At 65.3% G+C, this 26,659-nt stretch carries 21 protein-coding genes and 1 tRNA gene; 15 read left to right on the forward strand and 7 right to left on the reverse strand.

The genetic code is table 11. The annotated features are described in order from the left end of the window. The first annotated feature begins 347 nt into the window (after positions 1-347). Positions 348-1,310, forward strand: a complete 963-nt coding sequence (locus EV665_RS06930; protein ID WP_133033531.1) for an alpha/beta fold hydrolase — start codon at positions 348-350, stop codon at positions 1,308-1,310. Positions 1,311-1,358: 48 nt separating this feature from the next. Here EV665_RS06930 and hisN read toward each other — a convergent pair whose 3' ends face one another. Further along, the gene (hisN, locus tag EV665_RS06935) at positions 1,359-2,132 is read right to left on the reverse strand and encodes a histidinol-phosphatase (protein WP_133033532.1); all 774 of its coding nucleotides are present in this window, start codon (positions 2,130-2,132) and stop codon (positions 1,359-1,361) included. Positions 2,133-2,400: 268 nt separating this feature from the next. Next, positions 2,401-3,285 (reverse strand): N-formylglutamate amidohydrolase, encoded by an 885-nt coding sequence (locus EV665_RS06940; protein ID WP_064331181.1) that lies wholly within the window; start codon positions 3,283-3,285, stop codon positions 2,401-2,403. 190 nt (positions 3,286-3,475) lie between these two features. On the opposite strand from EV665_RS06940, the gene cpdR1 reads away from it, so the two are divergent. From cpdR1 to EV665_RS06960, 4 genes are all read left to right on the forward strand, one after another. After that, positions 3,476-3,838 (forward strand): response regulator CpdR1, encoded by a 363-nt coding sequence (gene cpdR1 / locus EV665_RS06945; protein WP_023512679.1) that lies wholly within the window; start codon positions 3,476-3,478, stop codon positions 3,836-3,838. Between the two features lie 94 nt (positions 3,839-3,932). Beyond that, a tRNA-Val gene (locus EV665_RS06950) sits at positions 3,933-4,007 on the forward strand. Positions 4,008-4,483: 476 nt separating this feature from the next. Next, positions 4,484-5,968: a nucleobase:cation symporter-2 family protein gene (locus EV665_RS06955; RefSeq protein ID WP_133033533.1), complete on the forward strand. Its 1,485-nt coding sequence runs from the start codon at positions 4,484-4,486 to the stop codon at positions 5,966-5,968. Positions 5,969-6,124: 156 nt separating this feature from the next. Continuing rightward, positions 6,125-7,156, forward strand: a complete 1,032-nt coding sequence (locus EV665_RS06960; protein WP_133033534.1) for a sensor histidine kinase — start codon at positions 6,125-6,127, stop codon at positions 7,154-7,156. Between the two features lie 61 nt (positions 7,157-7,217). Here EV665_RS06960 and EV665_RS33080 read toward each other — a convergent pair whose 3' ends face one another. Together EV665_RS33080 and EV665_RS06965 are read right to left on the reverse strand one after the other, a co-directional pair. Continuing rightward, complete coding sequence (locus EV665_RS33080; protein ID WP_256388472.1) at positions 7,218-7,352, reverse strand: hypothetical protein; 135 nt, start codon at positions 7,350-7,352, stop codon at positions 7,218-7,220. 156 nt (positions 7,353-7,508) lie between these two features. Continuing rightward, positions 7,509-8,255, reverse strand: coding sequence for a FadR/GntR family transcriptional regulator (locus EV665_RS06965; protein WP_245507656.1), 747 nt, complete (start codon positions 8,253-8,255; stop codon positions 7,509-7,511). Between the two features lie 162 nt (positions 8,256-8,417). Here EV665_RS06965 and EV665_RS06970 point away from each other — a divergent pair, with 162 nt between their 5' ends. Further along, positions 8,418-9,947 carry a UxaA family hydrolase gene (locus tag EV665_RS06970; protein ID WP_133033536.1) on the forward strand — a complete coding sequence of 510 codons (1,530 nt, stop codon included), beginning with the start codon at positions 8,418-8,420 and terminating at the stop codon, positions 9,945-9,947. Positions 9,948-9,950: 3 nt separating this feature from the next. On the opposite strand, the gene EV665_RS06975 is transcribed toward EV665_RS06970, so the two are convergent. Both EV665_RS06975 and EV665_RS06980 read right to left on the reverse strand, forming a co-directional pair. Next, positions 9,951-10,301 (reverse strand): VOC family protein, encoded by a 351-nt coding sequence (locus tag EV665_RS06975; protein ID WP_064331186.1) that lies wholly within the window; start codon positions 10,299-10,301, stop codon positions 9,951-9,953. A gap of 9 nt (positions 10,302-10,310) precedes the next feature. Further along, a complete protein-coding gene (locus EV665_RS06980) occupies positions 10,311-11,348 on the reverse strand; it encodes a GntR family transcriptional regulator (RefSeq protein WP_162852997.1) in 1,038 nt (345 codons plus the stop codon). Between the two features lie 203 nt (positions 11,349-11,551). Between EV665_RS06980 and ilvD the strand changes: the two genes are divergently transcribed. Then, positions 11,552-13,387 (forward strand): dihydroxy-acid dehydratase, encoded by a 1,836-nt coding sequence (gene ilvD / locus EV665_RS06985; RefSeq protein ID WP_133033538.1) that lies wholly within the window; start codon positions 11,552-11,554, stop codon positions 13,385-13,387. A 43-nt stretch (positions 13,388-13,430) separates the two neighbouring features. Here ilvD and EV665_RS06990 read toward each other — a convergent pair whose 3' ends face one another. Beyond that, positions 13,431-13,835, reverse strand: coding sequence for a GFA family protein (locus EV665_RS06990; RefSeq protein ID WP_133033539.1), 405 nt, complete (start codon positions 13,833-13,835; stop codon positions 13,431-13,433). A gap of 85 nt (positions 13,836-13,920) precedes the next feature. On the opposite strand from EV665_RS06990, the gene EV665_RS06995 reads away from it, so the two are divergent. The 8 genes from EV665_RS06995 to EV665_RS07030 all read left to right on the forward strand — a co-directional run bounded on the left by EV665_RS06995 (position 13,921) and on the right by EV665_RS07030 (position 26,559). Beyond that, positions 13,921-14,382, forward strand: coding sequence for a MarR family winged helix-turn-helix transcriptional regulator (locus EV665_RS06995; protein WP_133033540.1), 462 nt, complete (start codon positions 13,921-13,923; stop codon positions 14,380-14,382). 81 nt (positions 14,383-14,463) lie between these two features. Continuing rightward, positions 14,464-15,198 carry a DUF899 domain-containing protein gene (locus tag EV665_RS07000; protein WP_133033541.1) on the forward strand — a complete coding sequence of 245 codons (735 nt, stop codon included), beginning with the start codon at positions 14,464-14,466 and terminating at the stop codon, positions 15,196-15,198. Positions 15,199-15,242: 44 nt separating this feature from the next. Further along, positions 15,243-16,019 (forward strand): VOC family protein, encoded by a 777-nt coding sequence (locus tag EV665_RS07005; protein ID WP_133033542.1) that lies wholly within the window; start codon positions 15,243-15,245, stop codon positions 16,017-16,019. 181 nt (positions 16,020-16,200) lie between these two features. Next, positions 16,201-18,447, forward strand: a complete 2,247-nt coding sequence (locus EV665_RS07010) for a methyl-accepting chemotaxis protein (protein ID WP_133033543.1) — start codon at positions 16,201-16,203, stop codon at positions 18,445-18,447. 104 nt (positions 18,448-18,551) lie between these two features. Continuing rightward, positions 18,552-21,869, forward strand: coding sequence for a transglutaminase family protein (locus EV665_RS07015; RefSeq protein ID WP_133033544.1), 3,318 nt, complete (start codon positions 18,552-18,554; stop codon positions 21,867-21,869). Between the two features lie 21 nt (positions 21,870-21,890). Next, positions 21,891-24,287 (forward strand): circularly permuted type 2 ATP-grasp protein, encoded by a 2,397-nt coding sequence (locus EV665_RS07020; protein ID WP_380684837.1) that lies wholly within the window; start codon positions 21,891-21,893, stop codon positions 24,285-24,287. Positions 24,288-24,309: 22 nt separating this feature from the next. Next, the gene (locus EV665_RS07025; protein WP_064331194.1) at positions 24,310-25,197 is read left to right on the forward strand and encodes a transglutaminase family protein; all 888 of its coding nucleotides are present in this window, start codon (positions 24,310-24,312) and stop codon (positions 25,195-25,197) included. Between the two features lie 141 nt (positions 25,198-25,338). Next, on the forward strand, positions 25,339-26,559 hold the full coding sequence (locus tag EV665_RS07030; RefSeq protein ID WP_064331195.1) for a vWA domain-containing protein: 1,221 nt from the start codon (positions 25,339-25,341) through the stop codon (positions 26,557-26,559). The last annotated feature ends 100 nt before the right edge of the window (positions 26,560-26,659 follow it).

A 26,659-nucleotide genomic window follows, 5' to 3' on the forward strand; every position in this document is an offset into this window, starting at 1 on the left:
AAGCCTCGACGGACCCTGTTGGCGTCCGTGACGTTGAGATGGGAATGGATTTTCGGCCGTTCAAGGGGTCCCGGGCAACCGAAAAGACGAGGCCAAAAAAATTTCGAGATGAACGGCGGATGAACGGCGGCTTCGGACAGCGTTCAGATTGGTCCTGCTAGAACGGCAGCATCAGAAGCGAAAACTTCTGACGACCGGGGTGTAACGTCCCTTCCTTCCCGGTCAAATTACGCCGGACTGCATGTGAAGCCACCCCCGTGCCGCATGCAGCCGGCTTTTTTCTTTGACGGCACTGGCGCCAGCGCCTATCCATCGATCATCGACGCCCGCCGAGACCCGCCCGCGCCATGGATTCCATCCTCAACGCCACCGCCGACAATCCCGTTCCGGGGAACCATTTCGCCGGCTTCCTGGAGGGCAGCGGCGGCGTGAAGATCCGCTATGCGGTGTTCCGCTCGAACGAGCGCGAGGCCAAGGGCACGGTCGTGCTGCTGCAGGGCCGCAGCGAATGCATCGAGAAATATTTCGAGACGATCAACGACCTCACCGCCCGCGGCCTCTGGGTCGCCACCTTCGACTGGCGCGGCCAGGCCGGCTCCGACCGGCTGATACCGGGCAGCCGCACCGGCCATATCCTGCGCTTTTCCGACTACGAGGCCGATCTCTCGCTCTTCCTGGAGAAGATCGTGCTGCCGGATGCCCGCCTGCCCTTCTTCATCGTCGCCCATTCGACCGGCGCGCTCGTCGCCCTCTCCCAGGCACCGCTGCTCGAAAACCGCATCGAGCGCATGGTGCTCGCCGCCCCCTTCATCGCGCTCGCCGGCCAGTCGATGAGCCAGCGCAAGATCACCGTCATCGCCCGCCTCGCCTCGCTGCTGGGTCTCGGCAAGCACACCTTCCGCAAGGGCGATCCGCCGCTCGACTTCGCACACAACATCGTGACGTCCGATCCGCGGCGCTTCGCCCGCAATGCGGCGATCTTCGCCGAACATCCGGAGCTTTCCATCAGTTGGCCGAGCGCCCGCTGGCTGAACGAGACGCTGAAGACCATGGCGCGCGTGACGCACCAGGACCACCTGACACGCATCCGCATTCCCACCCTGCTGCTTTGCCCGACACGGGACGCCCTCGTGCCGCGCAAGGCGATCGGCGATCTCGCGCGCATCTTCCGCGCCGCCCGCCTCATCGAGATCGACGGCGCACGCCACGAGCTGTTCCAGGAGGCCGACCGCTACCGCGCGCAGGCACTCGCCGCGATCGACGCCTTCATTCCGGGAAGCGACGCCGAGCGGACCGGGCTCGGCGCCTGACCGGCACCCTCGGGTCAAGCGCTATCGAGGAGTGCGCGAAGAGAATATCTACGCCCGCAGCAACGCCATCGCCTCGTCATAGACCTTGCGGCTGCCGGCGGCGATGATCTCGCCGCCCATTTCCGCCGGGCCACCGTCCCAGGCGGTGATGATGCCGCCGGCCTGCTCGATGACCGGGATGAGGCCGCCGACGTCATAGGGCTTCAGCCCGCATTCGACGACGAGGTCGATATGGCCGGCGGCGAGCAGCGCATAGGCATAGCAATCGACGCCGTAGCGGAAGAGCCGCACCTTCTCCTGCACGGTCTCGAACCGCGTCTTGCGGCTTTCCGTGAAGAGATGCGGCGAGGTGGTGAAGAGGATCGCATCGGACAGGCCGTTGCACGGCCGCGTCGACAGTGCCTTGCGGCCGTCCGGCCCGGCATAGTGGGACACCTTGCCGTCGGCGAAATAGCGTTCGCCGGTGAAGGGCTGGTCGATCAGCCCCATGACGGCCTCGCCATTGCGGTAGAGGCCGATCAGCGTGCCCCAGACCGGCACGCCGGAAATGAAGGCCCGCGTGCCGTCGATCGGGTCGATGACCCAGACATATTCCCGGTCGAGACCGACCGAACCATGCTCTTCGCCGAGGATGCCATGCTCCGGAAAATGCTGCTCGATCAGCGCGCGGATCGCCAGTTCCGCCGCCCGGTCGCCCTCTGTCACGGGATCGAAGCCGGCAGCCTCCTTGTTGACGATATCGGCACCGGCGCGGAAGCGCGGCAGGGTTTCCTTGCCGGCGGCATCGGCAAGACGGTCGAAGAAGGCGCGATCAGGCAACATGGGGGATCTCTCGGAGGGGCTGCGGACCGCCTCTCCTTACTGCATCGCCACGAAAAACGGAACCGGATTGACGCGGAAGCCTGCACGGAAGGGGCAACGGGAATTGCTTAACGGATCGCAAATTTGTCCCGCGGTTGCGCTTGACATTTGTGCAGCGCAATATTATTGTTTTCTTACAGTCATTCGTGGCTGTAAATACCCTCCTTGGGTGTTTCCTCCCTAGACTTAACCGCGCCCCAAGCGCGGTTTTTTTTGACGGGAGGCCAGCCTATTCCGCGGCCAGCGCCCGGTCGGCGGCGTATTCCTCGACATGGTCGGAAAAATCCTGCAGGAAGGCCGAGATCGCCGTCTGCAGCACCGCGAAGTCCGGCCGCTTGGCCAGCGTCGTCTCGTCGACATAGAGGCCGCGGTTCACCTCGATCTGCAGCGCATGCAGCCCCTTGGCCGGCCGGCCGTAATGCTCGGTTATGAAGCCCCCCGCATAGGGCTTGTTGCGCACCACGGAAAAGCCCATGTCCTCCAGAAGCCGCATCGCGGTGCGCGAAAGCTCGCCCGACGCGCTGGTGCCGTAGCGATCGCCGATGATGAAGTCGGGCCGCATGCCCGTGCCGGAGACGCGGATATTGCCCGGCATCGAATGGCAGTCGATCAGCACCGAGAAGCCGAAGGTGACATGGGTGCGCACGACGAGGCGGCGCAGGCACGCATGATAGGGCTTGTAGACGGTCTCCACCCGCTCCAGCGCCTCCTCCACGGGAAAACGCTGGCGGTAGATCTCCATGTTCTCGGCGACGACCCGCGGCACGGTGCCGAGCCCGCCGGCGACCCGGATCGAATTGATGTTCGCATAGGAGGGCAGCACGCCCTCGAACATGCGCGGATCGAGCTCGTAGGGTTCGCGGTTGACGTCGAGCCAGGCGCGCGGGAAGTGCGCGACCAGCATCGGCGCGCCGAGCGCCGGCGCGACCGAGAAGAGCTCGTCGACATAGTGATCCTCCGAGCGGCGGATGCCGAGCGAATCGAGGCGCGACTGCGCCAGGAAGCTCTGTGGATAACGTCGCCCGCTATGAGGAGAATTGAAGACGAGGGGCACGCTCTGCGAAACCGGTTCCAGCACTTCGAAGTGGCTGTTTTCGCTGAGAGCCTCCGCCATTGTTGTCCTTTACCATGCCTTCAAGTCATTGCGTCCGCCATGTTGCCAGCGGCCACCTCGCGTGTCCATACTGAGAAACGAGGGATAAGGGCTTGCCCTCACCCATTCACCGGATATTTACCGGAATACGCTCTTGTAACAGAACCGCCCGTCCGCGGGCAGACAACCTTAGCAACGGTTCCCGAATTCCATGACACCCAAGATTCTCCTCGCAGAAGACGACAACGATATGCGCCGGTTCCTCGTGAAGGCGCTCGAAAAGGCGGGCTACCAGGTGCTGTCCTACGACAACGGCGCCAGCGCTTACGACCGGCTTCGCGAAGAACCCTTCTCGCTGCTCCTGACCGACATCGTCATGCCGGAGATGGATGGCATCGAGCTCGCCCGCCGCGCGACGGAACTCGACCCGGACCTGAAGGTCATGTTCATCACGGGCTTCGCCGCCGTGGCGCTCAACCCGGATTCCAAGGCCCCGAAGGACGCCAAGGTTCTGTCCAAACCGTTCCACCTGCGCGATCTCGTTGAAGAAGTCAACAAGATGCTGGCCGCCTAACCCCCGGAAAAGACCGCAAAATCGGCCCGTAAAAAAAGCTTCAAAAAGCTATTGACGCGCCTCGGGGTTTTGTGGTCTATGCGCCTCATCGGATGGGCGTGTAGCTCAGCGGGAGAGCACTACGTTGACATCGTAGGGGTCACAGGTTCAATCCCTGTCACGCCCACCATTCGAAATCCAAAGGCCTTGCGGGAAACCGGAAGGCCTTTTGCTTTTCCGGTCGTCCGGCCTGCCGAAGAGGGCGAACGACCGCCGGGTCAGGCTTCCAGCGGCCCGCTCCCGATCCCCTTCCGCTTAGAAAACGCCAACGCTTTCTCAGGCCTGTTTCGTGCTCATCGCCTGGCGGCGTGGAAATACACATATGCCGCGCAGGAAACAGTTGACGGCGGTGGCTGTTTTGCGGTCAAATGATGGTCGGCTCAAGTCGCATATTGCACGCCGGATCGGCGCCAAGCAGGTGAAATTGCACCTGAATCCGGCAAGTCGGCCGCATGCGGCGCACGCGCTTCCTCGCAGGATTACCCCAGAAAACCGTAAAGTGTTTATCGCCCCGCTATGCTTGCGACCGTCTGTCGCTCTACCAAAGATGGCGCACCCCGTTGGAGGACGGGAATTCGGAAGGTCGATGGAATGGGAGGAGTATCCATGAGCGACGCATCCAGCATACACCCGGTGGACGAGAAACTGCCTACGGGCAGGCTCGCGACGCTGGGCATCCAGCACGTACTCGTCATGTATGGCGGCGCCGTCGCCGTGCCGCTCATCGTCGGGCGCGCCCTGCAGCTCAGCCCGCAGGACGTCGCGTTCCTGATTTCCGCCGACCTCTTCGTCTGCGGCCTCGTCACCATCATCCAGTCGCTCGGCTTCGGCCGGCATGTCGGCATCCGCTTGCCCGTCATGATGGGCGTCACCTTCGCCTCCGTCGGCCCGATGGTCTCCATGGCGACCATGACGCCGGGCACGGAGGGCGCGCGCATGATCTTCGGCGCCATCATCGGCGCCGGCTTCATCGCCCTCCTGATCGCGCCCCTGATGGGCCGGTTGCTGCGCTTCTTCCCGCCCGTGGTGACGGGCACCATCATCCTCGTCATCGGCGTCTCGCTGATGCGCGTCGGCATCAACTGGACCTTCGGCAATCCCTTCGGCCCGACCGCGCCCAAGCTGGTCGACCCGGCGCATGCCGAATGGCTCGCCCAGATGAAGACGCTCGCCGAAAGCGGCGGCCCGGCGGTGCCGAGCGGCTTTGCGATCGCGCCGACCGTGTCCAACCCGATCTATGCCGAGCCGAGCCATATCGCGCTGTCGGCGCTGGTGCTCGTCTCGATCCTCGCCATCGCCCGCTTCGGCCGCGGCCTCATCAGCAACATCGCCGTCCTCAGCGGCGTCGTCATCGGCTGCGTCGCCGCGTCGATCCTCGGCATGATGCATTTCGACCGCGTGGCCGATGCCGGCTGGTTCGCCGTCGTCACGCCGCTTCGCTTCGGCATGCCGATCTTCGACCCCGTGCTGATCGCCACCATGACGCTCGTCATGATTGTCGTGATGATCGAATCGACGGGCATGTTCCTGGCGCTCGGGGAAATCACCGGCCGGCCGGTCTCCCAGCAGAACCTGACGGCGGGCCTGCGTGTCGACGGCATCGGCACGATGATCGGCGGCCTGTTCAACACCTTCCCCTATACGAGCTTCTCGCAGAATGTCGGCCTTGTCGGCGTCACCGGCGTGAAGAGCCGCTATGTCTGCGTCGCAGGCGGCATCATCATGATCGTCCTCGGACTGATCCCGAAGATGGGCGCCCTTGTCGAGGCCGTGCCGACCTTCGTCCTCGGCGGCGCCGGTCTCGTGATGTTCGGCATGGTGGCCGCGACGGGCGTGCGCATCCTCACGACGGTGGACTTCAAGTCCTCGCGCAACAACCTCTTCGTGGTTGCCGTCTCCATCGGCTTCGGCCTGATCCCGCTGCTCGCCCCGAATTACCTGATGTGGCTGCCGCATGCGATCCATCCCATCATCGAATCGGGCATCGTGCTCGCCTCCATCGTCGCCGTCCTGCTGAACGCCTTCTTCAACGGCGTGCGCTTCGAGCAGTCCGATGCCGTCGAGGCCGCCCGCATGGCCGACAGCCACTGAGAACCCATTCATCGAATGAGAACCCGGCTTGCCCAGCGCAGGCCGGGTTTTTTCGTGCACAAGGCCCCGACCGGCATTTTCCCGATCCCGCTTCCAAGGCATAGCAAAGAGGGGGCGCATGCGCGCTGCCGGAAAACAGCGGTTTCAGGAGCAGGCATGGCCGGCATCATCCATGGGCGCGAAGCGCTCGTCCTGGCTGTCACACTCTGGACGGCGCTTTCCATCAACGATTTCCTGCTGCTTTCCGAGGGCTTCCTGCTGCTCGCGCCCGGCTGGCTGAGCAGCATTCTCCTGGCCCTGCTCCTGGCGCTGGTGCTTCAGCGATTGCAGAACCTGCCGCGGGAAAGGGCGCTCGGCCTCGGCGTGCTCGCGGTGCTGGTGGTTGCCGCAAGCCAGGCAGCGTTCGATGTCACCGCGATCGTGACGCTGGGTCCGCATCTGCTGCCCGGCGGCCTCGGCGTGCCCGGCTTTGCGATCGCCGATACGTTCGACGAGGCCGTCCTGCAGTTTCGCATGAGCCTGCTGTGGAACGTCGTGACCTTCGGCTTCTATGCCGCCGCACTCGCACTGCTCAATGCCGAGCGGCGCAAGCTGGACGCGGAAATGCGGGCGCTGCGCTACGAGCTCAATCCGCATTTCCTCTTCAACACGCTGAATTCCGTGGCCGGTCTCATCGAGGAGGGATCAGCCGGGCGGGCGGACCGCATGGTCCTGTCCCTGTCGCGCTTCCTGCAGACGACGCTCTCGCTCGATCCGCTGCATGACGTGCCACTGGCCGAGGAGATCGCCCTCCAGCGCGACTATCTTGCGATCGAACAAGAGCGCTTTGCCGATCGCATGCGCTTCGACATCCGGCTGCCGGACGCGCTTGCGGCCGCGCTGGTTCCCAATCTCATCCTCCAGCCGCTGATCGAAAACGCCGTCAAGCATGGCGTTTCGGCATCCCGAAAGCCCGTGGCCATTCTGCTGGATGCGCGACAGAAAGCGGATCGCCTGATCCTCACCGTCGAAAACGACCTGCCGGAAACGGACGCAATCCCGCACAAGCCGCCGGGCATGGGCGTCGGCCTGCGGAACATCACCGACCGGTTGCAGGCGCGCTTTGCCAGCCGCTGGCGCTTCTCGTCTGGCTCGACAGCCGAAGGACGCTACCGGGCTTCGATCGAGATCCCGCTGAGATGGGCCTGATGGAATTTCCCTCGGGGAGAACGGTGCAGTTCCCGCGCTCGGCCGGAACCGCACGCGCGTATCAGTTCAGCGGAATCTGAAGGCCGCTCGAGGCCGGCGGGCGGGCATAGGTCGTGTTGTTCGACGCGGTCGTGCTGCATCCTGCCAGCGACAGGACCGCGAGCGCGGCGACGACGAAACCGGTGATGGGGCGCATGAATCTCTCCTTTGCGATCTGCCTGTAAGACATAGGCACGACGAAGACCCGCGTCCACCACGGCGCGGAAAGGAAACAGCCCGTGCAGGGCACGCGGCCTTCCACGACAGACTCACCCCAGCCGACGGACCACGGATTCTCCCCCTTCGTCCTTCGTCATGGCGCGTCGGCGCGGTCCATCAGGCCGGAAATGTCACGCGCGGCAAGATCGAGAATGTGGCGTGAGTACGCCTCCGCCCGCGCGCCATCCCGCAGGCGCAGCGCATCGACCAGCGCCCGGTGCACCCCGAGCGCCTCGTCGTGGCGTTCCGTCGCCCGGTTGGAGGCATGCAGCGCATAGGAAAGGGCCGCGTGGATGATCGAGGAAAGCTGATGGAAGACCTGGTTGTGGCTGGCCTTCAACAGCGTCTCGTGGAAGCGCGCATCGGCGGCGGTGAAGGCTTCGAGGTCACCTTCGGCATCGCTCATGTCGTCGCAGGCCCGCTCCAGATCGGCGATCTCCTGCGCCGTCGCGCGTGCGGCGGCAAGGAAGGCCGCGGCCGGCTCGACGGTGCGGCGCGCTTCGAGAATGGAGCCGAGAAGCTCGGCGGACAGCACATCCGGCCCCATCCATTCGAGGATCTGCGCGTCGAGCACGTTCCATTCCGACCGGTCGCAGACAAGCGTGCCGACCCGGGGTCGGCCGCGCACGAGGCCTTTGGTCTCCAGCACCTTCAGCGATTCGCGGATGACGGTGCGGCTGACGCCGTAGGTTGCGCACAGATCGCTCTCACGCGGCAGCACCGCACCCGGCGGGAAACGTCCGCCGCAGATATCGCCGCCGATCGCCGCGGTCACATTGTGACGCACCCGCGGCCGGCGCGATAACGGCCGCTGCGCCTGTCTTGCCGGCTTGTCCGCCACGCTGCCTCCATCACTTCGGTCATTGATCGTACAATTATGATATTATCATACGATAAATTGAAAGCGGGAACCATTATCGCCATTCGCACGGCACGGACAATTCCCAATATTGACTTTTGCTGACAAAGTGCATAATGCGCCGGTCCCAACGAAGGAGCCGCCATGCTTGCCGACCTCCCCCCCGTGCTCATCCTCAACCCGAAAGACAATGTCGGGGTCGTTCCCGCCAATGTCGATGCCGGCCGTATGCTGGTGAATGGCATCGCCGCCGCGGAGCGCATTCCGCGTGGGCACAAGGTGGCGATCGCGCTTATCGCGGAAAACGAGCCGGTGCGAAAATATGGCCAGATCATCGGCTATGCGACGCGGGCGATCCGCCCCGGCGAGCATGTCCACCTGCAGAACCTCGCCATTCTCGACGTGGCGCTGAAACACGAATTCTGCGTCGACAACGCCCCGCCGGTGATGGTGCCGGAGGCCGAGCGCCGCACCTTCGAGGGTTATGACCGCGGCAATGGCCGCATCGGCACCCGAAACTATATCGGCATCCTCTCCACCGTGAACTGTTCCGCCACGGTCTCGCGCTATGTCGCGGAGCATTATGCCCGCAGGTTCCGCGAGACCGGCCACGACAATATCGATGGCGTGGTGGCGCTCACCTATGGCGGCGGCTGCGCGCTAAACCTGAAATCCGAGGGCGGGCGCATCCTCACCCGCACCTTCAAGGGCTATGCCCGCAACCCGAATTTCGGCGGCATCCTGATGATCGGCCTCGGCTGCGAGACCTTTCAGTACGGCCCGCTCGTCGAGGAGGCCGGGCTGGAAGAAGGCAAAACCTTCCGCACCATGATGATCCAGAACCAGGGCGGAACGCGCAAGACCATCGAGGCGGCCTGCGCGATGATCGACGACATGCTGCCGGATGTCGGCCGCATCCGCCGCACGCCGCAGCCCCTGTCGGGCATCAAGCTGGCACTGGAATGCGGCGGCTCGGACGGCTATTCCGGCATTTCCGCCAACCCGGCGCTCGGCATCGCCTCGGACCTCTTGGTGAAGGAGGGGGCGACGACAGTGCTGTCCGAAACGCCGGAAATCTACGGTGCGGAACATCTCCTGACGCGCCGTGCCGCCCGGCCGGAGGTGGCGGAAAAGCTGCTCGCGCGCATCGACTGGTGGCGGGACTACACGGCGAAAAACGACGCCGAACTCAACAACAACCCCTCGCACGGCAACAAGGCCGGGGGGCTCACGACCATCCTGGAAAAATCGCTCGGCGCGGTCGCCAAGAGCGGTTCCATGCCGCTCAACGCCGTCTACGAATATGCCGAGGAGGTGACGGAACCGGGCTTCGTCTTCATGGATACGCCCGGCTACGACCCCGCCGCCGTGACCGGCCAGATCGCCGGCGGCTGCAATCTCGTCGCCTTCACCACCGGCCGCGGCTCGGTCTCCGGCTACAAGCCGGCGCCCTGCATCAAGATCGCCACCAACACGACGATGTACGAGCACATCAAGGAGGACATGGACATCAATTGCGGCACGATCGTCGACGGCACCGAGGCGATCGAGGAGGCCGGCCGGCGCATCTTCGAGTTCGTCATCGAAACCGCCTCCGGCCGCAAGACGGCGAGCGAGGCCTTCGACTACGGCGACAACGAATTCGTGCCCTGGCAGGTCGGCGCCATCACCTGATCGTCAGGTGTGCATGACGATGTTGACGAGTGTGCCGGCGGGATCGCGCACGAAGAAACGCCGCACGCCCCAGGGCTCGTCCGCCGGCCCGTATTCCACGGCATAACCGCCTTCGAGGACTGCCGCATAGGCGGCCTCGACATCGTCGACCTCGACCGAAAGACCCGGCACCGGCGTGCCCGAGCCACCCTCCGAGGCGAAGCTGACCTGCAGCGGCATGCGGTCCTGCGTGCCATAGGTGGCGATCCAGCCGTGATCCATCAGCAGTTCCAGCCCGAGCACCTCGCGATAGAAGCGGGCGACAATCGCCGGATCGGCCGTTTCGATATTCGCGACGATGCGTTTGACCTTCATGGATCCTCCTTACCGCACGACGGGCGTCGCATAGGCCGGCATGTCCGGCCGGTGTGCCGCGCGCACCTCCGCGACGCGCTCGATCACCTTGGGCAGCGCAACCGTGATGTGGTGGCGGAGCGTTTCGGCCGCGCGTGTCCGGTCGTCCACATCGAGCGCGCGGAACACCGCCAGGTGCTCGGCGATGAAGGGCTCGTCGGCGGGCATGCGGTGCGAAACGCCGATAATGTGCTTGCTGACATTCAGCATGAAGCGGGCGCGCCGCAACGCGATCAGCAGTTCGCGGTTCGGGCAGTAGCCGAGGCAGGTGATGTGCAGGTCGGTTTCAAGACCGTCCATCGCCTCGACGGAGAGAGCCGGATAGGCAGCCAGCGCCTCCTCCAGCCGCTGCGTCATGGCACGCCGCTCGACCAGCGGGATGAACGGCGCGGCCCGGCTCAGCGCCAACGGCTCCAGCGCGATGCGGATGTCGTGCAGGTCGTACATGCGCTGTTCGTCGAGCGGCACCAGCGTCCAGCGCATGCGCTCGTCCTTTTCCACGATGCCGAGCGCTTCGAGGCGGGTCAGCGCGTCGCGCGCCACCTGCCGGCCGACGCCGCGCGCACGCGCGAGTTCCACCTCGTTGATCCGGTGGCGGCCGAAGACGGAGAGATGCACCATCTCCCGCTCCAGGTTCTCGTAGATCGCCTCCCAGGCCGGCGCCTTGCGCAGGGCCGGCGCCTCCTCGTCAAGGCCGAGCATCTCGGCCGTCAGCACCACCCGCTTCGGCCCGCCGCGCCCCTGCCCCACCAGGAAACCGCGCCCGTCGAAACGTCGGATCTGCCCCGCCGCCTCCAGGAGCGCGAAAGCCTGGCGGACCGGCGTGCGGGTGGAGGCAAAGAGCGTTGCGACCGGCCCCTCCAGGAGGAGGGCCCCCTTCGGCAGCCGTCCGGAGGCAATCGCTTCCGCCAGCACCTCGCGGATGCGCAGATAGAGCGGGCTCTTGTCGAGCGCCCCTTCGGCGCTTTCCGCGCCCGTTTCCGCCAAAGCTTGCCCTGTGCCGATCATGGCGCGGACCATCGCATGAATGCACCGTGCCGACAACGGTCATGTCCGCCGCAGGCCGCGGCAAGGAAATTGCGTCGCACCGGCAAAAAATCTCCATTCCTTTCGTGACGCGCGGGGTGTTTTGCGCTAGGGAACCCTGCTGAGGCTCGCAATGCGGCCCGAAAAAGCCCATATGTCAGCCGCGTCCACTCGAGGAATTGACCATGCCCGCATATCGCTCCCGAACCACCACCCACGGCCGCAACATGGCCGGTGCCCGCGGCCTCTGGCGCGCGACCGGCATGAAGGATACGGACTTCGGCAAGCCGATCATCGCGGTGGTGAACTCCTTCACCCAGTTCGTGCCCGGCCATGTGCACCTCAAAGACCTCGGCCAGCTCGTCGCCCGCGAGATCGAGAAGGCCGGCGGCGTTGCCAAGGAATTCAACACGATCGCCGTCGACGACGGCATCGCCATGGGCCATGACGGCATGCTCTATTCGCTGCCGAGCCGCGAGATCATCGCCGACTCGGTCGAATACATGGTCAACGCGCACTGCGCAGACGCCATGGTCTGCATCTCGAACTGCGACAAGATCACCCCCGGCATGCTGAATGCCGCCATGCGCCTCAACATTCCCGCCGTCTTCGTCTCCGGCGGCCCGATGGAGGCCGGCAAGGTCGTGCTGCACGGCAAGACTCACGCGCTCGACCTCGTCGACGCCATGGTCGCGGCGGCCGACGACAATATCTCCGACGAGGACGTCAAGGTCATCGAGCGTTCCGCCTGCCCGACCTGCGGCTCCTGCTCCGGCATGTTCACCGCCAATTCGATGAACTGTCTGACCGAAGCCCTCGGCCTGTCGTTGCCGGGCAACGGCTCCACGCTCGCGACCCATGCCGACCGCAAGCGCCTCTTCGTCGAGGCCGGCCATCTCATCGTCGACCTCGCCCGCCGCTACTACGAGCAGGACGACGACAGCATCCTGCCGCGCTCGGTCGCCAACAAGAAGGCCTTCGAGAACGCCATGTCGCTCGACATCGCCATGGGCGGCTCGACCAACACGGTGCTGCACATCCTGGCCGCCGCCCATGAAGGCGGCATCGATTTCGATCTCGATGACATCGACGAACTGTCGCGCCGGGTGCCGTGCCTCTCCAAGGTCGCGCCCGCCAAGCAGGACGTGCATATGGAGGACGTGCATCGCGCCGGCGGCATCATGCGCATCCTCGGCGAACTTGACCGCGGCGGCCTCATCCACCGTGACACGCCGACCGTGCATGCCGAAACGCTGGGCGACGCCATCGACCGCTGGGACATCACCCGCACCAGCAGCGAGACCGTGCGCACCTTCTTCCGCGCCGCGCCCGGCGGCATACCGACCCAGGTCGCCTTCAGCCAGGAAGCGCGCTGGGACGAGCTGGACACCGACGGCGAGAAAGGCGTCATCCGCTCCGTCGAGCATCCGTTCTCGAAGGATGGCGGCCTGGCCGTGCTCTCCGGCAACATCGCGCTCGACGGCTGCATCGTGAAGACCGCCGGCGTCGATGAATCGATCCTCAAGTTCTCCGGCCCCGCCGTCGTCTTCGAAAGCCAGGATGCAGCGGTGAAGGGCATTCTCGGCGGCGAGGTGAAGGCCGGCGACGTCGTCGTCATCCGCTACGAAGGCCCGAAGGGCGGCCCGGGCATGCAGGAAATGCTCTATCCGACGAGCTACCTGAAGTCGAAGGGCCTCGGCAAGGCCTGCGCGCTGATCACCGACGGGCGCTTCTCCGGCGGCACATCCGGCCTTTCCATCGGCCATGCCTCGCCCGAGGCGGCGCAGGGCGGCGCGATCGGCCTCGTGCGCCAGGGCGATCTCATCGAGATCGACATCCCCAACCGCACGATCAACCTTGCGGTTCCGGAAGCGGAACTCGCCGCCCGCCGCGCCGAGCAGGACAAGCTTGGCTGGAAGCCGGCCGCCCCGCGCAGGCGCAACGTCACGACGGCGCTGAAGGCCTATGCCGCCTTCGCCGCCAGCGCCGACAAGGGCGCCGTGCGCATCCTGCCCGAGTAAGAGGTTCGCCGGGCGCTGGACCTATCCGGCACCCGGCCGATTCTCACAGGTGGCGCGTCTCGGCCGGCGTGTTCCACCAGGCATTGTTCCGCCCGTCGAAATACTGGACCGGCAGTTCCGTCAGTTCGCCCTGCTCGATGTCATCCAGGCAGGCGACGTTTATCGAGACATAGGCCCCGCCGATCGCCTCGATATAGCCATGCCCGAAGGGTGAGACGCCGCAGGTCCTGCAGAAGCGGTGGTGCCCGCTCATCGTGCCGAACTGGTAGTCGCCAAGATCCGCTTCCTCGCATTGCAGGCGGAAGGCGTCCGGCTTGATCTGGGCCCCCCAATAGCGCTTCTTCGAGCAGATCGAGCAATTGCACCGGCCCGTGCCGGCGGAGAGATCGATATCGGCCTCGTAGCGGATTTTCCCGCAGTGGCAGCTTCCCTTGTAGGTCCTCAACATGATGCTCTCCTCGCTTGCGCTGCTGGCGCTAAAATGACAATATATTGTCAAAATCACCCTCGCAGAATGACAGCATGTTGTCAATATGAGTCCTGACCGCACCCCCGCCGGCGATGCCTTCGCCACCTTCGCCATCTCGATCCTGCGCCTTGCCGGGCATTTGCAAACCGCTGGCGATGCGCTGGCCAAACCGGCCGGCCAGACGAGCGCCCGCTGGCAGGTGCTTGCCGCCGCCGACCATGCGCCGATGTCCGTCGCCGATGCCGGGCGGGCGCTCGGCATGACACGGCAGGGCGTGCAGCGCGTCGCCGATCTCCTCGAAAGGGACGGTCTGATCGTCTATGCCGAAAATCCTGCCCACCAGCGCGCCAAGCTGATGGTTCTGACGGATGGCGGCAAGGCGGCGCTTGCCGCCATCCGGGCACGCCAGGCGGTGTGGGCGGATGCACTCGGCGAGGCGCTCGGCGAAAAGGTACTGCTCCAGGCAACCGAAACCGTCATCGCCGCGTTACAGGCCATCGAGAAACAGTCCATCCCGGAGCGGTGAAGGCGGCGCGCGCTTTGACATGGGCAAGAAATGTTGATACCAACTCATTTGTCGAAAGCCCGCGAAAGAGGAGTTCCGAGCATGAGACCGAACCACGAGATCGTATCCCGAAAGGAATGGCTGACTGCCCGCAAAGCGCTGCTGGCGCTTGAAAAGGAGGAGACGAAGCTGCGCGACAAGGTGCGCGCCGAACGCCTCGCCCTGCCCTGGGTCAAGGTCGACAAGACCTATACCTTCGACACGCCCGATGGCGAGAAGACGTTGGCCGACCTGTTCGACGGCCGCAGCCAGCTCATCGTCTACCATTTCATGTATGGCCCCGACTGGGATGCCGGCTGCCCCGGCTGCTCCTTCATGGCGGACCATGTCGACGGCATGCTGCCGCATCTCAACAACCACGATGTCACGATGATCGCCGTCTCCCGCGCCCCGCTGGAGAAGCTTGAGGCCTACAGGAAGCGCATGGGCTGGAAATTCCCCTGGGTGTCCGCCTATGGCAGCGATTTCAATTTCGACTATCATGTCTCCTTCACGAAGGAGGAGCTGGCGAGCGGCAAGGTCATCTACAATTACCGCGAGACGGACGCGGCCGATGCGCATGACGAGCTTCCCGGCCTCAGCGCCTTCTTCAAGGACGAGGACGGCACCGTCTACCATACCTATTCCGACTATGCCCGCGGCGGCGAGGAGGCGCTCGGCACGCTGATGATCCTCGACCGCGCACCGAAGGGCCGCAACGAGACCGGCACGCTCAGCTTCGTCAAGCGCAAGGACGAATATGCAGGGACGCAGAAGACGTCATCCTGCTGCGACTGAACCCGCCGACCGAGAGAAGGCCAACCGAAAGAAGGGACGACCGCATGCACAAGGACTATGGCACGTTCTGCTGGTATGAGCTCATGACGCCCGACGTGCCCGCCGCCGAGCGGTTCTATGCGTCGGTCGTCGGCTGGTCGACGCATGATTCCGGCATGGAGGGCATGGACTATACTCTCGCCTATGCCCGCGAGAGCCAGGTGGCCGGCCTGATGACGCTGCCGGCGGAGGCGGAAGGCATGCCGCCGATGTGGATGGGCTACATCTTCACCGACCGGATCGAGGAGACGCTGCGGGATATCGAGGCCAATGGCGGAAAGATCTGCCGCCAGCCGCAGGACATTCCCGGCATCGGCCGCTTCGCCGTCGCGAGCGATCCGCACGGCGCCGTCTTCTCGCTCTTTTCCACCGAGGACGAAGGTCCCCAACAGCCCGGCATGATGACGCCCGGCCATATCGGCTGGAACGAGTTGATGGCCGGCGACCTCGACAGCGCCTGGGAATTCTATTCGAAAACCTTCGGCTGGACGAAGGATACGGCCGTCGACATGTCGGACGCCGGCATGGGCACATACCAGACCTTCGCCGTGCGCGGCGGCGACGCGATCGGCGGCATGATGACCAACCCGCCCGGCGCGCCCGCGCCGCCCTTCTGGGGCTATTATTTCGTCGTCGAAGGCCTCGATGCCGCCGGAAAGCGCGTGACGGACGGCGGCGGCCAGATCGTCATGGGGCCGATGGAAGTGCCCGGCGGCGCCTGGATCCTCAATTGCGTCGATCCCCAGGGCGCCTATTTCTCGCTGGTTTCGATGAGCCGCTGAGCCTTGGCCACGCGGGGCGGCCCGGCCGCCCCGTCTTTCCACAGCCTTCCGTCATGGAGTCGTCACGACGGGACGGTATGGATGGACTGTCAGAACCGGACAGGCTCCGGCCGCAGGATGCGCTTTCTGACAGCCGATAGCGGCATGATCTGTAGCTGCGTATTCTTTCAGAAATCATCCTATGCGTCTTTCCCTCAAGCTTTCGCTTGCAGCCCTGCTGCTGGCCGTCATCGCCATTTCCGCGACCAGCGTCGCAAGCCTTACGCTGAGCGCCAGCCAGTCGGCCGCAGCCGCCGTGACGAAGCTGGAAACGCTCGCCGACGGCCGGCGCAACGAGCTGGCGCAATATCTGCAATCGATCGTCAAGGAGACGCGCGACCTCGCTGGCCAGAAAGTGGTCGCCAAGGCGCTCGACGACCTGTCCGGTGCGTTCGGCGGCATCGAGGGCGACCGCACGGGTGAACTGCACCGCCGCTACGGCGGCAAGGCCGATCTCAAATCCGCCGAGGTCGACACGTTCGACCAGTTGCACGGCCGCTACCATGGCTTCTTCCAGCGCAATGCCGAAACACTTGGTTTTGACGACATGCTGCTGGTCAATCTCAGCGGCGACGTGGTCTATTCCCTGAAGAAACACGGCGATTTCGGCAGCAATGTCGTGAACGACCCGGCGCTCAAGGATACCGGCCTCGCCAGGGTGTTTGCGGAGGCTGCGCCCGGCACGGACACGGCCATCGTCTCCTTCGGCGATTTCGAGGCTTACGCCCCTGCCGACCGCGCCACCGCCTTCCTGGCCGCCCCGGTCTCCTCCGTCGCCGGCAAGATCGGCGTGCTCGTGGTCGCGCTGCCGACCGAGCGCATCACCGCAAAGCTGAACAATCCGGTCGGCCTTGGCGAAACCGGTGAGGCCATGCTGCTGAACGCGGAAGGCGACCTCCTCACCCGCCCCTCGCATGGCGTGGACGCCGACGTGTTCGCCATGCGCATCGCTCCGGATCTTCTGACGGCCGCCGATGGCGCGGCGATCGCCAGTGCGACCCTGCCCGATCACCGCGGCCACGAGGCGAAACTCGCCGCCGCGCGCTTCGATTTCCTCGGCCGCACCTGGACGGTTGCCGCGGTCATGGCCTCCAGCGAGGTCTTTGCCGGCCTCAACCGCCTCATCAACTGGACCCTGCTGATCTCGTTCGGCGTGCTCGCCGTCACGGCGGCCGTCGGCTTCCTCTTCGCCAGCCGTCTTTCGCGCCCGATCACCGCCCTCGTTTCCGACATGAACCGCCTGGCGGGCGGCGACACGACCATCGCCTGCAACGGCAGGGACCGCCGCGACGAGATCGGTGACATGGCGCGCTCCGTCGTCGTCTTCCGCGATGCGGCGATCGAAAAGGAACGCCTGCAACGGGAAACGGCGACGATGCGCGAGGACGCCGAAAGCGAACGCGCCGCGCGCGACGCCGCCAGGCAGGTGGAGGACGCCGAGACGGAAGCGGCCGTGCAGCACCTTGCCGAAGCGCTGCAGCACCTCGCCCGCGGCGACCTGACGCGGCGCATCGACAGGCCCTTCATCGCCGCGCTCGATCGCATCCGCACGGATTACAACGCCTCCATCGAACGGCTCGCCGAAGCCATGACCACGGTGCGCGTCAACACGCACCGCATCCGTGACGATTCCGGCGAGATGCAGGAAGCGCTGATGCAGCTTTCCACCCGCACCGAGCGCCAGGCCGCCTCGCTCGGCGAGGCCGCGACGGCGCTTGCCGAGATGACGCAGGCCGTGCAATCCGCCGCCGAGCGCACGACGGTCGCCGAACGCCTTGCTTCCGACACCAAGAAGAGTTCGGCCGCCTCCGAGCAGGTCGTCGACAACGTCGTCGGCGCCATCGGCAAGATCGAGACCTCCTCGCACGAAATCGGAAACATCATCGGCGTCATCGACGACATCGCTTTCCAGACGAACCTCCTGGCGCTGAACGCCGGCGTGGAGGCCGCCCGTGCCGGCGAAGCCGGCAAGGGCTTTGCCGTCGTCGCCCAGGAAGTGCGGGAGCTTGCCCAGCGCACTGCGAGCGCCGCCCGCGAAGTGAAGGCGCTGATCACCAAATCCGCCGACGAGGTGGCGCGCGGGGCGGGCCTCGTGCGCGAGACCGGCAGCGTGCTGCGCGACATCGCCGGCAAGGTCCATGCGATCGACGCCGAGATCAAGGAGATCGCCCGCGCCGCCCGCGATCAGTCCACCGGCATCCACGAGATCAACACGACGATCCGCCAGCTCGACACGGTCACGCAGCAGAACGCCGCGATGGTCGAGGAAAGCAGCGCCGTAACCCACCGTCTCACGGATGAATCGGCGACGCTCGCCCGCTTGGTCGGCCAGTTCGAGATCCCGCACGAGACGCCGGCGGCACCGCCGCTGCTCCAACGCATCGCCTGAGCAGCCGGAAGCGCGCGCCATTCCCGCTTGCAATCTCTCTTCGCATTGCACAAACTCCCCGCGATGGCGGCAGAAGACCGTCACCGAGGGGAAAAAGAGAGCGCATGTCGATCAAGGCCGGTATCTACCACCTCACCCATTACAAATACGACAATCCGGTCCGTCTCGGACCCCAGATCATCCGGCTGAAGCCGGCGGCGCATTCCAAGACCAAGGTCATCAGCCATTCGCTGAAGGTCTCGCCGGAAAACCACTTCGTGAACCTCCAGCAGGATCCCTACGGCAACTACCTCGCCCGCTACGTCTTCCCCGATCCGGTCACGGAACTGAAGATCGAGGTCGACCTCGTCGCCGACATGACGGTCTACAATCCGTTCGACTTCTTCGTGGAGGAGGAGGCGGAACACTGGCCCTTCGACTATCCGGAGGACCTGCGCGAAGACCTGAAGATCTACCGCACCCCCGAGCCGATGGGGCCTGAACTGGAAGCCTTCATGGCGAGCGTCGACCGCTCGCGCCAGCGCACGGTGGACATGGTCGTCGGCCTGAATGCGCGTCTCCAGCAGCAGGTGGGCTACGTCATCCGCATGGAGCCGGGCGTGCAGACGCCGGAGGAGACGCTAACGACCGCAAGGGGCTCCTGCCGCGATTCGAGCTGGCTGCTCGTGCAGATCCTGCGCAATCTCGGCTTTGCCGCCCGATTCGTCTCCGGCTATCTCATCCAGTTGACGCCGGACCTGAAGGCGCTCGACGGCCCCTCCGGCACGGAGGTCGATTTCACGGACCTGCATGCCTGGTGCGAGGTCTATATCCCCGGCGCCGGCTGGATCGGCCTCGACCCGACCTCGGGCCTTTTGACCGGCGAAAGCCACATCCCGCTCGCCGCCACCCCGCACTACCGCAACGCCGCGCCGATTTCCGGCGGTTATTTCGGTGAGGCGAATACCGAGTTCGACTTCGCCATGACGGTGGATCGCGTCGCCGAGCATCCGCGCATCACCAAACCCTTTTCCGACGAGAGTTGGGAGGCGCTGAACGCGCTCGGCCACGAGGTGGATTCGGTCCTCGCCGCAAACGACGTCCGCCTCACCATGGGCGGCGAACCGACCTTCGTCTCCATCGACGATTTCGAATCCGACGAATGGAACACCGCAGCCGTCGGCCCGACCAAACGAGAGAAGGCCGACCAGCTGATCCGTCGCCTGCGGCAGCGCTTCGCCCCCGGCGGCTTCCTGCATTACGGCCAGGGCAAATGGTATCCCGGCGAGAGCCTGCCGCGCTGGACCTTCTCGCTCTACTGGCGCCGTGACGGTCGGCCCATCTGGCAGAATCCGGATCTGATCGCCGAAGAAGGCAGTGATGCGGATGTCGGGGAGGCCGATGCCAAGGCCGTACTGACCGGCATCGCCGAGGAACTCGGCGTCGAACCGGACATGGTGCAGCCGGCCTATGAAGACCCCGCCGAGTGGATCATCAAGGAAGGCAATCTTCCCGAAAATGTCGATCCGTCGAACTCGAAGCTCGAAGATCCGGAGGAACGCAGCCGCATCGCCCGCGTCTTCGAACGCGGCCTCACCACGCCGACCGGCCATATCCTGCCGGTCCAGGCCTGGAACGCCCGCGCCGGCGGGCGGCGCTGGGTCAGCGAAAGATGGCGCACGCGCCGCGGCAAGATCTTCCTTGTTCCCGGCGACAGCCCCGTCGGCTACCGCCTGCCGCTCGGCGCCCTGCCCTATCTTCCGCCCTCCGGCTACCCCTACATCAACCCGGCCGACCCTTCCGAGAACAAGCCGCCGCTGCCGGATTATTCCGAACCCGGCCGCACGATGGCCGCGGCCTCGTTCCAGGCGAGCGAGGCCGGGCAGGACCGCGTCGAGCAGGTCCGCAGCGAAATCGTCGGCGCGGTGCGCACGGCGATGAGCGTCGAGGCGCGCGATGGCCGGCTCTCGATCTTCATGCCGCCCGTCGAGCGGGTCGAGGACTATCTCGACCTCGTGACCGCCGCCGAGCGGGCGGCCGACCGGCTCGGCCTGCCCGTCCATATCGAAGGCTACGCCCCGCCGCAGGACGAACGCCTCAACGTCATCCGCGTCGCGCCCGATCCCGGCGTCATCGAGGTCAATATCCATCCCGCATCCGGCTGGCAGGATTGCGTCGACATCACCAGCGCCGTCTACGAGGAAGCGCGCCAGTCCCGCCTCGGCGCCGACAAGTTCATGATCGACGGCCGCCACACCGGCACCGGCGGCGGCAACCATGTGGTCGTCGGCGGCAGGAACCCGAACGACAGCCCGTTCCTGCGCCGTCCGGACCTCCTGAAGAGCCTCGTCCTGCACTGGCAGCGCCATCCCTCGCTCTCCTACCTCTTCTCCGGCCTCTTCATCGGCCCGACCAGCCAGGCCCCGCGCATCGACGAGGCCCGGCACGATTCGCTCTACGAGCTGGAGATCGCGCTCGCCCAGGTGCCTGCGCCGGGCGAGGGTGCGCCGCCGCTGCCCTGGCTCGTCGACCGGCTGTTCCGCAACCTTCTGACCGACGTCACCGGCAACACGCACCGTTCGGAAATCTGCATCGACAAGCTGTTTTCGCCGGACGGGCCGACAGGCCGGCTCGGCCTCGTCGAATTCCGCGGCTTCGAAATGCCGCCGAACGCCCGCATGAGCCTGGCCCAGCAATTGCTGATCCGCGCACTCATCGCCCGGTTCTGGCTGAACCCGGCCAAGGGGAGCTTCGTGCGCTGGGGCACCACGCTGCACGACCGCTTCATGCTGCCGCACTATGTCTGGCAGGATTTTCTCGACGTCATCGCCGACCTCAAGGCGAACGGCTTCGACCTCCGGCCCGAATGGTTTTCCGCCCAGCTCGAATTCCGCTTCCCCTTCTGCGGGGAGGTCGAATACGAGGGCGCGAACCTTGAGGTGCGCCAGGCGCTGGAACCCTGGCATGTCATGGGCGAACAGGGCGCGATCGGCGGCACCGTGCGCTATGTCGATTCGTCCGTCGAACGGCTGCAGGTGAAGCTGGAGACGGTCAATCCGGAGCGCTACACCGTCGCCTGCAACGGCCGGCCCTTGCCGCTGAAGCAGACCGGCACGAAGGGCGTTTCCGTCGCGGGCGTGCGCTACAAGGCCTGGCAACCGGCCTCGGGCCTGCATCCGGTGCTGCCCGTCAACACACCGCTTACTTTCGACATTTATGATACATGGTCGCGGCGGGCGATCGGGGGCTGCATTTACCACGTTGCCCATCCGGGTGGACGCAACTATGACACCTTCCCGGTCAACGGCAACGAGGCCGAGGCGCGCCGGCTGGCGCGGTTCGAGCCCTGGGGGCACAGGACGGGTGGCTATACGCTGTGGCCGGAAACACCGTCGGCGGATTTCCCGCTGACGCTGGATCTGCGCCGGCCGCCCGGCATCTGACCTCCGTTAGGAGTGAATGGATTGAAGACCACGAGTGTGGAGGCGGAACGCAGGGCGGCCGAGGCGGCACACGCCTATGCCCCGCTTCCGGATGTGGCCGACGAGATGGTCGACACCGCGGGCGTGGTGCGCCCTGTCTGGCGGCATTTCCTGGACGCGCTCGGCCGCATGGACGAGGCGGACCTTGCCGGCCGCTTCGCCCGCGCCGACCGGTATCTGCGCGATGCCGGCGTCTTCTACCGCGCCTATGGCAAGGAGGCGGTCAGCGACCGTGCCTGGCCGCTCTCCCACATTCCCGTGCTGATCGACGAAGCGGAGTGGGAAAACCTCTCGCGCGGCCTCATCCAGCGCGCCGAACTGCTGGAAGCCGTCGTCGCCGATATCTACGGCAAGAACGAGCTCGTCGCGAACGGCTTGCTCCCCCCTGCCCTCGTCGCCTCCAACAACGAGTTCCTCCGCCCGCTCGTCGGCGTGCATCCCGCCGGCCAGCATTTCCTGCATTTCGTCTCCTTCGAGATCGGCCGCGGGCCTGACGGCAACTGGTGGGTGCTTTCCGACCGCACGCAGGCTCCGTCCGGCGCCGGCTTCGCGCTGGAGAACCGCGTGGCGACGACCCGCGCCTTCTCCGACGTCTATGCGGAAACCCATGTCCACCGCCTCGCCGGTTTCTTCGGCGCCTTCCGCACCACGCTGCAGGCCAACAAGTCGGCCGAGGATCGCATCGCCGTCCTGACACCGGGCCTTGCCAACGAGACCTATTTCGAACACGCCTATATCGCCCGCTATCTCGGCTTCATGCTGCTGGAGGGCGAGGACCTGACGGTCGTCGGCGGCCGGGTCATGGTGCGCACCGTCGCCGGCCTCAAGCCCGTCGGCGTGCTCTGGCGGCGGCTCGACGCCGCCTTCGCCGACCCGCTGGAGCTGAACCAGAACTCCCATATCGGCACGCCCGGCATGGTGGAGGCGCTGCGCGCCGGCTCCGTCACCTTCGTGAACGCGCTCGGCGCCGGCATCGTCGAGACCCGTGCCTTCCTCGCCTTCCTGCCGAACATCTGTCGCCAGTTGCTCGGCGAGGACCAGCTCCTGCCGTCCGTGGCCACCTGGTGGTGCGGCCAGAAGAGCGAGCGGGAGCATGTCGCGGCCCATATCGAGCGCATGGTCATCGGCCCCGCCTATTCGACCCGCCCCTTCTTCGACGACAACGAACAGTCCGTGCTCGGCTCCACCTTGCGCGACACCGCCAAGCAATCGATCGCCGAATGGCTGGCGAGCGATGGCGCCAAGCTGGTCGGCCAGGAAGCCGTCACCCTCTCCACGACGCCCGCCTTCGTGGACGGCAAGCTCGTGCCGCGGCCGATGTCGCTGCGCGTCTTCGCCGCCCGCACGCGCGACGGCTGGCAGATCATGCCCGGCGGCTTCGCCCGCATCGGCGCCGGCGACAATGTCGCGGCCATCGCCATGCAGAAGGGCGGCTCGGCCGCCGATGTCTGGATCGTCAGCCGGAAACCCGTCGAGCGCACCTCGCTGCTGCCCGCCGAAGAGGTCTTCACCCGCAACATGCCCGGCAGCCTGCCGAGCCGCGCGGCCGACAACCTCTTCTGGCTCGGCCGCTACATCGAGCGGGCGGAAGGCGCCTTGCGCATCCTGCGCGCCTGGCACGGCCGTTACGCCGAATATGCCAATCCCGGGCAGCCGCTGCTGAAGGACGTCACCGACTACCTGGAAGCGCTCGACATCGACACCTCGGAGGCCGTGCCGACAAGCCTCATCCGCAACATCGACAGCGCGGTCTTCTCCGCCAGCAATATCCGCGACCGCTTCTCGCCGGATGGCTGGCTGGCGCTGAACGACCTGTCGAAGACAGCCCGCCGCTTCCATGTCAATGTCCAGGCCGGCGACGACGCGACGCGCGCCATGACCGTGCTGCTCCGCAAGCTCGCGGGCTTCGCCGGTCTCGTGCACGAGAACATGTACCGCTTCACCGGCTGGCGTTTCCTCTCCATCGGCCGCTATCTCGAACGCGGCCTGCACATGACGCGCCTGCTCGGTCACATGTCCGGCGAGGATGCGCCCGACGGCGCGCTCGACATGCTGCTGGAGATCGGCGACAGCGTCATGACCCACCGCCGACGCTACAATGTCGCGACCGCGCGCCTGACGGTCACGGACCTCCTCGCGCTCGACCCGCTCAACCCGCGCTCGATCCTCTACCAGCTGAACGAGATCAAGAACGAGGTCGAGCAGTTGCCGAACGCCTATGCCAACGGCCAGATGTCACCCTTCTACCGCGAGGCGATGCGGCTGCATGCGGGGCTCGCGGTGATGACGCCGGAAACGATGACGGACGCGGTCTACAAGCGCTTCGAGACGGAACTCGAAAAGCTGTCCGACATTCTTGCACAGACCTATCTGAGCTGAGCGAGGGGGAGGCGCCGAAACCATGCTCTACGACGTCAACCTCCATATCAGCTACCTCTACGACACGCCGGTTTCCGGCGGCCGGCATATCGTACGCGTGCTGCCGCTGTCGATCGCCGGGCGCCAGCGGCTCGTCGCCGGCACGGTGGGCGTGACCCCCGGCCCCGGCGAACGGGTCGACCACACCGACTTCTTCGACAACCCGATGAGCGCCATCCTCTTCCGCAACGCGCATGAGCGGCTCGACATCCGCATGCAGGCGCGCGTGCATGTCGACATGCCGGAGCCCGCCGCCGACTTCTCCCCGCGCGTCACCGACCTGCCGGAGGATATCGCGAACTACTGGTCGCTCGATGCCGGCTCGCCGCACCATTATACCGGCCCGAGCCCGCGGCTGAAGGACTGCCCCGAGATCGCCGAATATGCCCGCTCCATCGTCAGGCCGGACATGACCATCCGCGCCATCGCGACGGCCGTCTGCGCGCGCATCCACAAGGATTTCACCTACGACCCGAAGGCGACGAATGTCGACACGACGCCGCGCGAGGCCTTCAAGCTGAAGCGCGGCGTCTGCCAGGATTTCACCCATGTGATGATCGTGGCGCTGAGGAGCCTCGGCATTCCCGCCGGCTATGTCAGCGGGTTCCTGCGCACCATCCCCCCGCCGGGCAAGGAGCGACTGGAAGGGGCGGACGCCATGCATGCCTGGGTGCGCTACTGGTGCGGCCGGGTGAACGGCTGGATGGAGCTCGACCCGACCAACGACATCCCCGCCGGCACCGACCATATCGTCGTCGCCTACGGCCGCGACTATGCGGACGTTGCCCCCGTCATCGGCGTCCTGAAAGGCTACGGCCAGCACAAGACGAACCAGGCCGTCGACGTCATCCCGGTGCGCCAGACGGCATGAAATCCCGTTTGGAAACAGCCGCAAAGGCCGGTTTCTCAGGGTCTATGCAATTTTACGAAAACTATACCACGCGCCCGAACCGTTAAATAACACTTCGCTGCTAGGTTCCCCCCACATTATGAAGATGGTGGGTGAATTCTCATGACGAAGAACACGGAAAGAAAGACCTGGGTCTCCCGCCTCCTGCGGGATCGCGGCGGCAATTTCGGAATGATGACGGCGCTCATCTTCCCAGTCATGCTGGCGGCCGGCGGCGTCGCCATCGACCTGACCACCATGGTCATGAAGAAGGCCGAGTTGCAGGACGCCGCCGATGCGGCCGCGCTCGCCGCAGCCTCGGCGCTCGCCAATGACGGCAAGAACATCTCCGAGGCGAAGGTCATCGCCATGCGCTTCCTGAAGACGCAGATGAGCGGTTCGACCGCGGTCGAAGACGTCGAGGTGGGCGGCGAGAACGACGACCCGAAGAACGAATACGATTTCGATGCCTCCACCGTCGTCGACATCACCGAGACGGCGCTGCTCGGCAACGGCAAGTCGTTCAAGGTGAACGTCTCGACAAGCTACGAGATGAAGTTCAATCCCTTCACGCGGCTTCTCGGCCAGACGAAGACCACGATGAACGCCGCAAGTTCGGCGGAAAGCGCGACGGAATCGAAGAACGCCCTCTCGATGTTCCTCGTGCTCGACAAATCCGGCTCGATGGCCTGGATCACCAACGAAAAGGACACGTCGGTCTATTCCTGCATCAACTGGACGGAATCGAACTGGGGCAATACCAAGACCAAGGCGACGAGCCCGTGCTATGTCTCCAAGATGGCCGCGTTGAAACTTGCCGTGGCAAGCCTCTTCACCCAGTTCAAGGCAGCGGACCCGACCAACACCTTCGTGCGCACCGGCTCGATCGCCTACGATTCGGTCAGCTACACGCCGAGCGCCCTGGCCTGGGGCTTCACGAATTCGCTCGACTACGTCAACAAGCTCAATGCCGAAGGCGGCACCGCCTCTGGCAAGGCCATGGAAACGGCCTACAACAGGCTGAAGGAATCGTCTGAAAACAAGGCGCACAAGGACAAGAACGGTCAGGTCCCGACCAAGTACATCGTCTTCATGACGGATGGCGACAACAACAACACATCCGACGACACGAGCACGAAGGCGACCTGCGCCGCCGCGAAGAAAGACGGCATGGAGGTCTACGCCGTCGCCTTCATGGCACCGACCCGCGGCCAGAATCTGCTCAAGGAGTGTGCATCGAGCACATCGCACTACTTCCAGGCCGAGAACATGGCGGCCCTGGTCTCCGCCTTCAAGGTGATCGGCGAGCGCACCTCCGCAGTGGTCTCCCGCCTGACCAAATAAGCGGCATCCCGCTATCGGAAAACGCAAAACCCGCCGGGCTTGCCCGGCGGGTTTTTTAGCATGTTCAACGTGTTTCAGGCATGTCGAAAATGCATGCTGC

This window comes from Shinella granuli, assembly GCF_004341885.1.
GTDB lineage: Bacteria > Pseudomonadota > Alphaproteobacteria > Rhizobiales > Rhizobiaceae > Shinella > Shinella granuli.